Raw genomic sequence first — 12,617 nt, forward strand, 5'->3', positions numbered from 1 at the left:
GCAAAGCGGGCCTCCGCCGGGAAGGTGTAGGTGTTGAGCCAGTCCAGCAGGGGAAGATCCATACCGGTGCCCAGCATGGGGTACTGGGGGGCGTGCAGATGCATGTCACAAAAGGCGGGCAGGATCAGCGCCTGGCCGTACTCCTCAGCCGGCGCGCCGGCAAAGCGCTCCGGCAGCGTGGGAAATACGCCGGTGATGCGGCTGTTTTCCGCAACGAGATAGCCGCTGGGGGTGACGTCCAGCTTCCCCAATGCCGGGGAGGAGACGATGGTACCGTGTAAAATTGTCAAAGCCATACAAACCTCCTGCGCCATGGGCGCTTTTCCCGGGCTTTTGCCCGTTTGTACGCGGCACAAAAAAGAAGTGCCCGACCGGAGGAAACCGTCCTCTGGCCAGACACCCATAGAGAAGCCTTCGGCGGCTCCGTAGAAACTTTCGCGCCATGTACAAGCGAAATTATATGAGTCCTTTTCAGTTGTATGCCGTTACTTACACCATAGCATAAGCCGGTGGGAAAAGCAAGAGGCACCTTTTTGGCCGCTGCCGGCTATACTGGCATACGGGCGCGCTTCCGCCCGAATCTGAACATGAGGCGAGAACTATGTGGTATGCGCTGTGCCGCGCAGCCGCGGGGACGGGATTCACCTTTTTGATGACCGTCCTGGGCGCGGCGGCGGTGTTTTTCGTATCCGGGGAGCCCAGACCCCGGAGCCAGAAGGCCATGCTGGGCTTTGCCGGCGGCGTGATGACGGCGGCCTCCGTTTGGAGCCTGCTGCTGCCTGCCATCGAGCAGGCAGAGCAGTCCGGAACCCTGCCGGGCTGGGTACCTGCGGCGGGAGGCATGGTGCTGGGCGTGGTGTTTTTGTCGGCGCTGGACGCCTGCGTGCCGTTTCTGCGCCGGTCGGAGGGGGAGGAGTCCCGGCGCCAGAGCGCCCTGCTGATGACGGCCATCACCCTTCACAACATCCCCGAGGGAATGGCGGTGGGGCTTGCCTTTGCCCTGGCCGGGGCGGGAGAGACGGCGGGCGCCGCGGCGCTGGCCCTGGGCATCGGCATCCAGAACTTTCCCGAGGGAGCGGCTATCTCGCTGCCTTTGCGCCAGGCGGGGGCGTCCCGGCTGCGGGCCTTCCTGGGAGGCGCGGCGTCGGGGGCGGTGGAGCCGCTGTTCGGTGTGGCCGTGGTGCTGGCGGCGGGTGCGGTACATCCCCTGATGCCGTGGCTTTTGAGCTTTGCGGCGGGCGCTATGGTGTACGTAGTGGTGGAGGAGCTGGTGCCACAGGCCCACGGCACCTCCGGGACCTGCGGATTCGTGACAGGCTTTTTGGTGATGATGGTGCTGGACGTGTCGCTGGGATGAGCGAAGCAAAAGGCCCCGGCCGCAAAGGCCGGGGCCGCCGCGCTCAGGCGGGAAGATTCAGTTTCAAAAACACCAGCGTCGCCCCGCCGTCCCGGGTGGGGGTGCTGGCGTTGGCGTTGAGGGTGAACACCGTCTCCTCCGGAATGACCGCCAGAAAGGCACTGGACCCGGATACGCTGACGCCGTCGGTTCCCGTTCGCCCGTAGACGCCGTACTCCAGGAAGGGGCGATCATTGTAGGCGGGGGTGATCTGGAGATAGCCCGCCGTGTCCAGCACGGCGGAAATGCTGTAGGTGACAAAATACGTCCCCGGCGAGAGCTGGATCTGGGTATCCGAGAGAGCAGTAATCTGCCCGGTGGAGTCGGTTACCGCCGGAAACAGGACGATGGGCTCGCCGCTTTCAAACTGCTGCATAAACGTGAAGAAGGACGCGGCGGCGCTCATGCCCGGCAGGCCGGGCGCACCGGGGGCACCATCTGCTCCGGGCTGTCCGTCGGCACCGGGTGCACCGGGCTGCCCGTCCGCGCCGGGGGCACCATCGGCGCCCCGGGGGATGAAGAACGACAGCTCCACACCGCAGGGGGTGGGGTGGGCACACACCCGGGCGTCGGTACCCGGGGCGGTGGTGACAGTGGAGCCGACCGTCACGTCCGGAATGCAGCAGCAATTGCCGCAGCCGCTGTCCTGACAAGAATGGCACATATGCTGAACTCCTTTCCATGGGGGATGGTCCAGTATATGCCCCCGCGTGTCAAAGGGTCAGCGGCAATCCCGCCAGGTACCGGCGCAGCAGATCGAAGGCGTGGTTGGCGGACAGCTCCTGAATACGGTCCCGGCGCCGGCGCCCGAAGTCGCAGCGGCGGCAGAAGGTGCCATCCGGGGTGTCCAGGCCGATGAACACCAGCCCCACGCTGTTGCCCCGCTCGTCAGGATCGGGGCCGGCCACGCCGGTGACGGACACGGCCACGTCGGCGCCGGTAATGCGCCGGGCGCCCTGGGCCATGGCCCGGGCCGTCTGCTCCGACACGGCACCATGCTGCTCCAGCACGTCCCGGTCAACGCCCAGCACGGCCGCCTTCATGTCTGTCCAGTAGCTAACCACACCGCCCCGATAGACCTGGGAGGCCCCTGCCAGGGCAGTCATCCGCTGGGCGATCTGTCCGCCGGTGCAGCTTTCCGCACTGGCCATGGTCAGCCCCCTGCGCCGCAGCGCCTCCGAGCACACGGCCTCCAGGCTGGCAACGTCCACGCCGTAGACTACATCGCCCAGCAGGGCACATACTTCTTCCACCACAGGCCGCAGCAGTCCTTCCGCGGCCTCGGCGGTGGCGGCCTTGGCCGTGGCCCGCAGACGCACCTCGCTGGGCTTGGCGTAGGTGGCAAGGGACGGATTTTCCATGTGGGCCATCCGTTCCCGGAGACGCTCCTCCATAGGGCTCTCCCCCAGGCCGAAGGTCATGATGTCGTGGGAGACAATGACCTCCGGAGAGAGGGCGCGCAGATAGGGCAGAGCATAGTCGTGCAGCATGGTCCGCATCTCAAAGGGCGGGCCCGGCAGCATGAGCACGTGGATGCCGCCGCACTGGAAGGCACAGCCTGGGGCGGTGCCCACGCTGTTGGGAAAGATGACGGCGTCTTTCGGAAACTCCGCCTGGGGGCGGTTATTTTCCGGCATGGCCAGGTGGACGTTTTTTTCAAAGTAGCGGCGGATCTCCTCCAGGATGTCCGGGTGGAACACCAGCGGCAGCCCAAAAGCGGCGCACACGGTCTGTTTGGTCAGATCATCGTAGGTGGGGCCCAGGCCCCCGGTGGTAATAATCACGTCCGCCCGGCGGCGGGCGATGTCCACGGCCTGTGCAAGGCGTTCGGGGTTGTCGCCTACCACCGTGTGCCAGTAGACATTGATGCCCACGGCGGAAAGAGCCTGAGACAGCTCCTGGGCGTTGGTGTTGGCAATATTACCCAGCAGCAGCTCGGTGCCTACAGCAATGATCTCAGCAGTATGGGACATGGGGATGCCTTCTTTCGTAGAAGATAAAGAATAAAAAGACGCGCTGTCAAATCCGGGGGTCGTCGGTGGGCTTTACCCGCACCCACTTGTCCCCGGCCAGGGCCTCTTCCACCAGAGCATCCACATCCAATACGGCCTCCGCTTCCCGCACGTCCTCCACCTTGGGACGGGTGCAGGGGTGGCGGGGGGTAAAGACGGTGCAGCAGTCCTCATAGGGGAGAATGGAGGTATCGTAGGTGCCGATCTGCCGCGCCATGCGGATGATCTCCACCTTGTCCATGCCGATCAGGGGCCGCAGCACCGGCAGCGTGGTCACGTCCTCGGTGGTGCCCAGGGCCAGCATGGTCTGGCTTGCCACCTGGCCCAGGGATTCGCCGGTGACCAGGGCGCCGGCCCCAGCCCGACGAGCCACGGCCTCGGAGATGCGCATCATGAAGCGGCGCATGATGAGGGTGAAGTACTCCTCCGGGCAGTTTTTGCGGATCTCCTCCTGAATCTTGGTGAAGGGAATCACGTGCACCACCATGCGCCCGCAGTAGGCGGTCAGCAGCCGGGCCAGCTCCAGCACCTTGTCCAGGGCCTGCTGGGAGGTGTAGGGCGGGGAGACGAAGTGCACCATCTCCAGCTGCACGCCCCGGCGGGCCATCATCCAGGAGGAAACGGGGCTGTCCAGTCCGCCGGAGAGCAGGCTCACGGCGGTGCCGCCCATGCCCACGGGCAGTCCGCCGGCGCCGGGCACGGAGGGGGCGTGGACGTAGGCGTACTTCTCCCGGATTTCCACGTACACGGTCAGATCCGGGTGATGGACGTCCACGCTGACGTGAGGGAAACGCTCGGCCAGCTCGCCTCCCACGGCCTGGCTGAGCTGGATGGAGGTCATGGGGAAGAGCTTATCGGCCCGCTTGCTCTCCACCTTGAAGCTGCGGGCGGCGGCAAAGGCGTCGGAGAGGTAGGCCACGGCGGTGTCCACAATGGCCTCCACGGTCTTCTCACAGGGAACGGCCCGGGCCACGGCGGCCACGCCGAATACCTGGCAGCAGGCGGCGAAGGCGCCCTCCATGTCGCATGCGTCGCCCTGCGGCTCCACGTAAATGGTGCTCTGGCGCACCAGCACCCGGAAGTCGCCGAAGCGGCGGATACGGCGGCGGACGTTGTTCATGAGCTTGTCCTCGAAGGCTTTGCGGTTGAGGCCCTTCAAGACCACTTCGCCCAGCTTCAGAAGGAGGATCTCGTTGTTGTTCATAGGGATGCCCTCCAGATACGAAAATAGATGCCCGCCGGCGGACAGAACATCCGCCGCTGAGCGGGCCGGTACAATGTAATTCATTATACCGCATTCGCCCCGGAAGAAAAAGCCCTGATTTTTTCTGAAAATAATTTGAAAAAATTTTTGCCCTGTGCAATAAACCGGTGCTGCCGTCCGTTTATCAGGCAGAAAGGGCGGTAAGGCCGCCGCAAGAAGACTGCTGAAAAGGAGAATGAATGATGAAGAAGACCGGATACTGGAAGGGCTTTGCCTCCGCACTGGTGCTGACGGCTATGGTGACGGCTCTGGGCGTCACGGCCACGGCAGCCTCCAAGAGCACAATCGAAGTGGAAGAGGGAATCAAGATCAGCATCAACGGCGCCAGCTTCACGCCCCGGGACGCCGACGGCAAGAAGGTGCCGGTGTTCCTGTACAACGGAACCACCTATATCCCCGCCCGGGCGGTGTGTGAGGCTGCGGGCATGGACGTGTCCTTTGACTCCGATACCCGCACGGTGGAGCTGACCACCCAGGACTGGAACCTGGCCTGTGACCCCGCCGCCAGCGGCTATATCACCCGGGCCGAGGCCAAATCCGTCGCTCTGGACGACGCAGGCCTCAACTCCTACGATGTGGTATTCCTGAAGGCCCAGCTGGACTGGGACGACGGCGTGGCCCACTACGACGTGGAGTTTTACAGCAACGGCGTGGAGTACGACTATGAGATCAACGCCTCCACCGGCAAGATCATCGAGTCCGACCGGGACGTGGACGACTTTGATGTGCCCGACGACTGGTACGGCTACGGCAAGGGCAACGGGTATGGCAACGGCAACGGCTATGGCAATGTGTCCTCCAGTGCGAATCTGATCGGCCAGAGCAAGGCCCAGCAGATTGCCCAGAACAAGGCCGGCAGCGGCGCCACGGTGGTCAAGTGCCAGCTGGACTGGGAGGACGGCCGCCAGGTTTACGAGTTGGAGCTGCGCAACGGCCGGATGGAATATGAGTGCGACATTGACGCCAAGACCGGCACCATCCTCACCTGGGAGAGCGACTACGACGATTGAAGCATGCTGAAAAAAGGACGCCCGACGGGGCGTCCTTTTTTTGCGGGCGCGTTGCACTGCCGGGAGAAATCTGGTATCATTTGCCTGTGATCTGAAATTTTTACAGGAGGAGACTGCCATGAAGATTGTAGCCATCAACGGAAGCCCCCGGAAAAACGGAAATACCGCCCGGCTTTTGGAGGCCGTGGGCAAAGAGGTGACGGCCGCCGGCGTGGAGTTCCAGGTGTTCCAGCCCGGTCCCCGGGTCCACCCCTGCATGGCCTGCTATCACTGCCTGAATACCGGCTCGCTGCGCTGCGTGCAGACCGACGACATGGTCAACGACATCATTGCCGCCTGCATCGAAGCCGACGGCATCTTGCTGGCCAGCCCCGTGTACCACGGCAGCATCGCCGGCGGCATGAAGTGCGTGCTGGACCGGATGATGCTTGCCGGCGGCTGCGGGGAAAACCAGTTCCACCACAAGGTGGGCGGTGCGTTGTGCACGCTGCGCCGCAGCGGCGGTATGGAGACGTACCAGCAGCTGCTGGGCGTCATGGACGCCATGGAGATGGTCATTGTGACCTCCGACTATTGGGGCGCCGTCCACGGGGCGGACCCGGGCGAGTGTTTGCAGGATACGGAGGGCATGGAGGTGGCCTGCAAGCTGGGCCGCAACATGGCCTGGACGGTGAAGGCGCTGGCTGCCGCCAGGGAGACGCTGCCGCCTCCGGTCACCGGCCACCGCACCATGACCAACTTTGTCCGTTAAAAAATCCCGCCGGTCTGTCACCTTTTTCTTTGTCAGTGCATCTTTATAGATGACCGGTCCCGAAACCAAGAAAAGGAGAACGCCCTGAAGCCATGATGGAAGCCGTGCTGGACAAGGAAATATTCTGTGCCCGCGTCATCCAGAACCAGGAGACGCTCTTCCGCACCGCCAAGGCCATCCTCCGCAACGACGAGGACGCCGAGGACGCTGTGCAGGAGGCCATCTGCGCCGCCTTTGAGCGGCGGGATTCCCTGCGGGACCTGGAGAAGTTCCGGCCGTGGCTTTTGCGCATCCTGGCCAACAAGTGCTACGACGCCTGCCGCAAGCGCAGACCCTCCGTGGACCTTTCGGACGTGGAGGACTGCCTGTGCGCTCCGGAGACGGATCCAACGGAGCGCATGACGCTCTGGCAGGCGGTCATGTCACTGGGCGACGATCTCCGTGCCCCGGTCACCTTGTTCTACTATGATGGGTTGTCCATCCGGGAGATCAGCGGTGTCCTGGGCATCAGCGAAGCGGCGGTGAAGACCCGCCTGTCCCGGGGACGGGCCCGTCTGCGCCGTCTGCTGAGAGAAGAGTGAGGTGCAAAATGGATCGATTTGACGAAGAATTGAAGGCGAGGGCGAAAAAGGAGCCGTTCCCTCTGCCGGAGGACTATGCCGGCAGGGTGTTTCGTACCTGTGCGGCGCTGCAGGAGACAGACATGAAGCCCAGCAACAAATCCAAAAGGAAAAGCGCTGCCTGGTGGGGCGGGTGGATTGCCGCCGCCCTGGCACTGTTCGTGGCGGTACCCAACGCATCCCCCACTGCCGCGGCGGCTATGGCGGATATCCCGGTGCTGGGCGCCATCGTGGAGCTGGTGACCTTTCGTACCTATACCTATGACGACGGCCACAGCTTCGCCGACGTGCAGGTGCCCCAGCTGGAGGGCAGCCAGGCGGCAGAAGAGGTCAGCGACCAGGTACAGGCGTACACGGATCAGCTGATCGCCCAGTTCAAAGAGGATTGCAAGAGCGTAGGCGAGGGCTATCAGGGGCTGGACGTGACCACCTCCGTGGTGACCAACAGCGATACCTGGTTCACCCTCCGGGTGGACGCGGTGAAAACCCAGGCCAGCGGCTTTGAGTTCAGCCGCTTTTACCACATCGACAAGACCACCGGTCAGGTGGTCACGCTGAAGGACCTGTTCCGGGAGGGCGCCGACTACGTGACGGCCCTGTCGGACGAGGTGCGCCGGCAGATGGACGAGCGGATGGCTGCCGACGAGACGCAGGCCTACTTCCCCGAGCAGTTTACAGGCATTGATCCCAACCAGAACTTCTACTGGGATGCCGACGGCGCGCTGGTGCTGGTTTTTGACGAGTACTCCATTGCTGCCGGCTCTATGGGAATGCCGGAGTTCACCATCCCCTCCGCCGTGTATGAGGGCCTTTTGAAATGAGGGGCGGGCGGATGAAACGGCTGGTACTGCTGACGGCGGTACTGGTGCTGGCGGTGTGTCTGGCCGCCGGCTGCAAAAGCGGCAAACAGCAGGATGCCCAGGAGGCTGCGGACAGCAGCACCCTGACGGGCACGCTGGACGAAGTGAAGGACTTTATGTTCACAGTCACAGACGAGACGGGCAGTGCCTATGTGTTTCCCGTGGAGGAGGGCAGCAAGCCCAAGGGACTGGAGGACGTGTCGGTGGGCGATACGGTCACTGTCACCTACTCCGGGACCCTCTCCCAGGTGGATGGCCTGGATGGGTCGGTGCTCTCCGTGGAAAAAGCGGAATCATAAGAAAAGAGCCGGACGGCACAGCCGTCCGGCTCTTTTTCATCCTCGCAGGATGTCGGTATTCCGGTATTGGATGGCCTCCGCCAGGTGGGACGGATCAATATCCTCTGCGCCGTCCAGGTCGGCAATGGTACGGGCCACCCGCAAAATGCGGTCGTGGGAGCGGGCGGTGAGGCCCATGCGGTCGAAGGCGCTTTTCATCAGGGCGTCTCCTGCCGCGTCCAGGCGGCACAGCCGTCCAATCATATCCGGAGGCATGGCGGCATTGCAGGCCACATTCGTCCCCGCAAAGCGCCGGGCCTGGATGGCCCGGGCCGCGTCTACCCGGGCCTTTACCGCCGCTGAGGACTCGGCCCTCTGCCGGCGCCGGATGGCGTCGTACTCCACCGACGGTACGTTTACATGCAGGTCGATGCGGTCCAGCAGGGGACCGGAGATCTTCTCCACATACCGCTCCACCTCCCGGGGCGAGCAGGTGCACTTTCCCGACGGGTGCCCCCGCCAGCCGCACCGGCAGGGGTTCATGGCGGCAATGAGCTGGAACCGGGCGGGCAGGTGCAGCGTGCCGGATGCCCGGGAAATGGTCACGTCCCCCTCCTCCAGAGGCTGGCGCATGGCCTCCAGCACGTCCCGCCGGAACTCCGGCAGCTCGTCGAGAAACAGCACGCCGTTATGGGCCAGGGACATCTCTCCCGGACGCAGCTGCGCACCTCCGCCGGTAAGGGCGGCGGCAGAGGCGGTGTGGTGAGGGGCGCGGAAGGGGCGCCGGGTCAGCAGGGGCCGGGCGGGATCACTCATTCCGGCTACCGACCAGATGGCCGAGGTCTCCAGTGCCTCCGGGCGGGTCATGTCCGGCAGAATGGAGGGCAGGCGCTTGGCCAGCATGGATTTGCCTGCGCCGGGAGAGCCGATGAGCAGCAGGTTGTGGCCTCCGGCGGCGGCGATCTCCAGAGCCCGCTTCACGTTTTCCTGGCCCATGACGTCGGCCAGGTCGGGGAGTGGGTCGCCGTCAGGCTCCGGCGTCCAAGCCGGCGCGGGGGAGAGGGATGCCCGGCCGGACAAGTGGGCGGCCAGCGCCTGCACGTTGGGGACGCCGTAGACGGTAAGTCCCTGGGCCAGTGTGGCCTCGGCCGCGTTTTCGGCCGGCACGAACAGCTGGCGGATTCCCGCCTGGGCGGCGGCCAGAGCCATGGGCAGCACGCCCCGTACGCCCCGCACCGCTCCGGTCAGGGACAGCTCTCCCAAAAAGGCGGCGTCGCCGGGCGGGGGCGGAAGCTCCCCGGCGGCGGCCAGCACGCCTACCAGAATGGGCAGGTCGTAGACGGTACCCGCCTTTTTCTCTCCCGCCGGGGCCAGATTGACCGTAATGCGGCTGACGGGGAACTTGGCCCCGCAGTTTTTCACCGCCGCGCGCACCCGCTCCCGGGCCTCCCGCACGGCGGCGTCCGGCAGCCCCACGATATCAAAGGCCGGCAGTCCGCCGGAGAGAAAGCACTCCGCACTGACGGCGTACCCGGCAATGCCGGTCAGCCCCAGGGAGCGCACGGAAACCACCATGGATCGTCACCTCCGCATTAAAGACTGCCGGCCAGACTGCCGGCAATCCTTTTTTTGTTGAGTGTACCACAAATTTCCTGTGCTGGGAAACCCCTACTTTCAAAACTGCACAATTTTTCCAGCGTCATTTATTGGAAGCGCAGAAAAGGATATTTTTGTGCAAAAAATAACAAAGCCACCGTTTACATGGAAAAAATGAAGTGTTATAATATTGCCGCATGAAAATCTGGGGGAGAGTGTCCGGATTTCGTGTTTTGGTAAGATTGCCGTCTTCGGCGGCAAAAACAGGAGGTAAGTTTATGGCAAGAAAGTTCAAGTCCATGGACGGTAACAACGCTGCTGCGTACGTCAGCTATGCGTTTACCGAAGTGGCGGGCATCTATCCGATCACCCCGTCCTCTCCCATGGCAGACTTGGTGGACCAGTGGGCTGCCGCTGGCCAGAAGAACATCTTCGGCACCACCGTCAAGGTGGTGGAGATGCAGTCCGAGGCCGGTGCTTCCGGTACCGTCCACGGCTCTTTGGCCGCCGGTGCAATGACCACTACCTACACCGCGTCTCAGGGCCTGCTGCTGATGATCCCCAATATGTACAAGATCGCCGGCGAGCTGCTGCCCTGCGTGTTCCACGTCTCCGCCCGTACCGTTTCTTCCCACGCCCTGAACATCTTCGGTGATCACTCCGACGTCATGGCCTGCCGTCAGACCGGCTTTGCCATGCTGTGCGAGAACGATCCCCAGGAGATCATGGATCTGGCGCCTGTGGCTCATCTGGCTGCCATTGAGGGCCGGGTTCCCTTCATCAACTTCTTCGATGGCTTCCGGACCTCTCACGAGATCCAGAAGGTTGCCTGCTGGGACTACGACGACCTGAAGGAAATGACCAACATGGACGCCGTGGCTGCCTTCCGCAAGCACGCCCTCAACCCCGAGCGGCCCAACATGCGCGGCTCTCATGAGAACGGCGATATCTTCTTCCAGCACCGTGAGGCCTGCAACCCCTACTACGACGCTCTGCCCGACGTGGTGGAGAAGTACATGGGCAAGGTCAACGAGAAGCTGGGCACCAACTATCAGCTGTTCAACTACTACGGCGCTCCCGACGCTGACCGCGTCATCATCGCCATGGGCTCCATCTGCAACGTGGCCGAAGAGGTCATCGACTACATGAACGCCCACGGTGAGAAGGTCGGCATGGTGAAGGTGCATCTGTATCGTCCCTTCCGGGCCGACAAGCTGATCGCCGCCATCCCCGCCACCTGCAAGCGCATCGCCGTGCTGGACCGCACCAAGGAGCCCGGCGCTCTGGGCGAGCCTCTGTACATGGATGTTGTCACCGCGCTGGCCAACGCCGGCAAGACCGACATCAAGGTCATCGGCGGCCGTTACGGCCTGGGCAGCAAGGACACCCCGCCCGCTTCCGTGTTCGCTGTCTATGAGGAGCTGACCAAGGACGAGATGAAGCGTCAGTTCACCATCGGCATTGTGGACGATGTGACTCACCTGAGCCTGGAGGAGAAGCCCGCTCCCGGCGTTGCTGCCGAGGGCACCATCGAGTGCAAGTTCTGGGGCCTGGGCGGCGATGGTACCGTCGGCGCCAACAAGAACTCCATCAAGATCATCGGCGACCACACCGACAAGTACGTTCAGGCGTACTTCCAGTATGACTCCAAGAAGACCGGCGGCGTCACCGTCAGCCACCTGCGCTTCGGCGACAAGCCCATCAAGTCTTCCTACTACATCAACAAGGCCGACTTCGTGGCCTGCCACGTGCCTTCCTACATCGCCAAGCACTTCCCCATCGTCCGCGATGTGAAGCCCGGCGGCACTTTCCTCATCAACTGCCAGTGGGACGACAAGGAGCTGGGTGAGAAGCTGGACGCCGCCTCCAAGCGGTACATTGCCCAGAACAACATCCAGGTCTACACCATCGACGCCATCGACCTGGCTGCCAAGATCGGCATGGGCAAGCGCACCAACACCATCCTGCAGTCTGCGTTCTTCGCTCTGGCCAAGGTTCTGCCCGAGGCTGACGCCATCCAGTACATGAAGGACGCCGCCACCCACTCTTACCTGAAGAAGGGCCAGGACGTGGTGGATATGAACCACAAGGCCATCGATGCCGGTGCCACCGCCTTCCGCAAGTTCGAGGTGCCCGCTGACTGGGCCACCGCCGAGGACAAGCCCGACAACACCGTCCTGACCGGCAAGCCCGAGCTGGTGGAGCAGGTCAAGACCATCCTGGATCCCGTGGACAAGATGGACGGCGACAGCCTGCCCGTCTCCGCCTTCGTCAAGCACGTGGACGGCCAGTTCGAGCTGGGCGCCTCCGCTTACGAAAAGCGCGGCGTTGCCGTGAACGTCCCCACCTGGGACGCTGCCAAGTGCATCCAGTGCAACAACTGCGCCTATGTCTGCCCCCATGCCACCATCCGTCCCTATGCCATGACCGAGGAGGAGGCCAAGAACGCTCCCGCCGCCGCCAAGATCGTGGACATCAAGGCCGGCAAGGGCAAGGGCGTGTACAAGTACACCATGGCTGTGTCTCCTCTGGACTGCATGGGCTGCGCTGTGTGCGTGGGCCAGTGCCCCGTGGGCGCTCTGACCATGGTTCCTCAGGAGCAGGAAGCCGCTCAGCAGGAAGTGTTCAACTACTGTGTGGATAAGGTCTCCGAGAAGAAGGACATGCAGGACGACACCGTCAAGGGCAGCCAGTTCCGTCAGCCCATGCTGGAGTTCTCCGGCTCCTGCGCCGGCTGCGCCGAGACCAGCTATGCCCGCCTGATCACCCAGCTCTTCGGCGATCATATGTACATCTCCAACGCCACCGGCTGCTCCTCCATCTGGGGCGG

11 protein-coding genes, 1 pseudogene and 1 riboswitch are annotated in these 12,617 nt (G+C 63.4%); of the genes and pseudogenes, 7 read left to right on the top strand and 5 right to left on the bottom strand.

Going from position 1 to position 12,617, the window contains the following annotated elements:
• Window positions 1-296, bottom strand: a pseudogene (locus QZS13_RS09110) (guanine deaminase); the annotation flags it as partial.
• Window positions 297-383: 87 nt separating this feature from the next.
• Window positions 384-484: riboswitch (purine riboswitch) on the bottom strand.
• A 117-nt stretch (window positions 485-601) separates the two neighbouring features.
• On the opposite strand from QZS13_RS09110, the gene QZS13_RS09115 reads away from it, so the two are divergent.
• Window positions 602-1,357 (top strand): ZIP family metal transporter, encoded by a 756-nt coding sequence (locus QZS13_RS09115; RefSeq protein ID WP_295588151.1) that lies wholly within the window; start codon window positions 602-604, stop codon window positions 1,355-1,357.
• Window positions 1,358-1,400: 43 nt separating this feature from the next.
• Here QZS13_RS09115 and QZS13_RS09120 read toward each other — a convergent pair whose 3' ends face one another.
• The 3 genes from QZS13_RS09120 to thiI are packed head-to-tail and all read right to left on the bottom strand — an operon-like array spanning window position 1,401 to window position 4,612.
• Window positions 1,401-2,060, bottom strand: a complete 660-nt coding sequence (locus QZS13_RS09120) for a collagen-like protein (RefSeq protein ID WP_295588154.1) — start codon at window positions 2,058-2,060, stop codon at window positions 1,401-1,403.
• A gap of 49 nt (window positions 2,061-2,109) precedes the next feature.
• Window positions 2,110-3,369, bottom strand: a complete 1,260-nt coding sequence (locus QZS13_RS09125; protein WP_295588156.1) for a competence/damage-inducible protein A — start codon at window positions 3,367-3,369, stop codon at window positions 2,110-2,112.
• 46 nt (window positions 3,370-3,415) lie between these two features.
• Window positions 3,416-4,612, bottom strand: coding sequence for a tRNA uracil 4-sulfurtransferase ThiI (gene thiI, locus QZS13_RS09130; RefSeq protein WP_295588159.1), 1,197 nt, complete (start codon window positions 4,610-4,612; stop codon window positions 3,416-3,418).
• Window positions 4,613-4,854: 242 nt separating this feature from the next.
• Here thiI and QZS13_RS09135 point away from each other — a divergent pair, with 242 nt between their 5' ends.
• From QZS13_RS09135 to QZS13_RS09155, 5 genes are all read left to right on the top strand, one after another.
• Window positions 4,855-5,682 carry a PepSY domain-containing protein gene (locus tag QZS13_RS09135; RefSeq protein ID WP_295588160.1) on the top strand — a complete coding sequence of 276 codons (828 nt, stop codon included), beginning with the start codon at window positions 4,855-4,857 and terminating at the stop codon, window positions 5,680-5,682.
• Between the two features lie 118 nt (window positions 5,683-5,800).
• Window positions 5,801-6,433, top strand: coding sequence for a flavodoxin family protein (locus tag QZS13_RS09140; RefSeq protein ID WP_295588164.1), 633 nt, complete (start codon window positions 5,801-5,803; stop codon window positions 6,431-6,433).
• Between the two features lie 92 nt (window positions 6,434-6,525).
• Window positions 6,526-7,014 carry an RNA polymerase sigma factor gene (locus QZS13_RS09145; protein WP_295588167.1) on the top strand — a complete coding sequence of 163 codons (489 nt, stop codon included), beginning with the start codon at window positions 6,526-6,528 and terminating at the stop codon, window positions 7,012-7,014.
• 8 nt (window positions 7,015-7,022) lie between these two features.
• A complete protein-coding gene (locus QZS13_RS09150) occupies window positions 7,023-7,874 on the top strand; it encodes an RsiV family protein (protein ID WP_295588170.1) in 852 nt (283 codons plus the stop codon).
• Between the two features lie 11 nt (window positions 7,875-7,885).
• The gene (locus QZS13_RS09155) at window positions 7,886-8,212 is read left to right on the top strand and encodes a hypothetical protein (protein ID WP_295588173.1); all 327 of its coding nucleotides are present in this window, start codon (window positions 7,886-7,888) and stop codon (window positions 8,210-8,212) included.
• A gap of 36 nt (window positions 8,213-8,248) precedes the next feature.
• On the opposite strand, the gene QZS13_RS09160 is transcribed toward QZS13_RS09155, so the two are convergent.
• Window positions 8,249-9,766, bottom strand: a complete 1,518-nt coding sequence (locus tag QZS13_RS09160; protein WP_295588176.1) for a YifB family Mg chelatase-like AAA ATPase — start codon at window positions 9,764-9,766, stop codon at window positions 8,249-8,251.
• A 299-nt stretch (window positions 9,767-10,065) separates the two neighbouring features.
• Between QZS13_RS09160 and nifJ the strand changes: the two genes are divergently transcribed.
• Window positions 10,066-12,617: pyruvate:ferredoxin (flavodoxin) oxidoreductase (gene nifJ, locus QZS13_RS09165; protein ID WP_295588179.1), on the top strand; the 2,552-nt coding region annotated here is incomplete at its 3' end.

Source organism: uncultured Oscillibacter sp. (assembly GCF_900546705.1).
In the GTDB taxonomy this organism is placed as follows: domain Bacteria; phylum Bacillota; class Clostridia; order Oscillospirales; family Oscillospiraceae; genus Oscillibacter.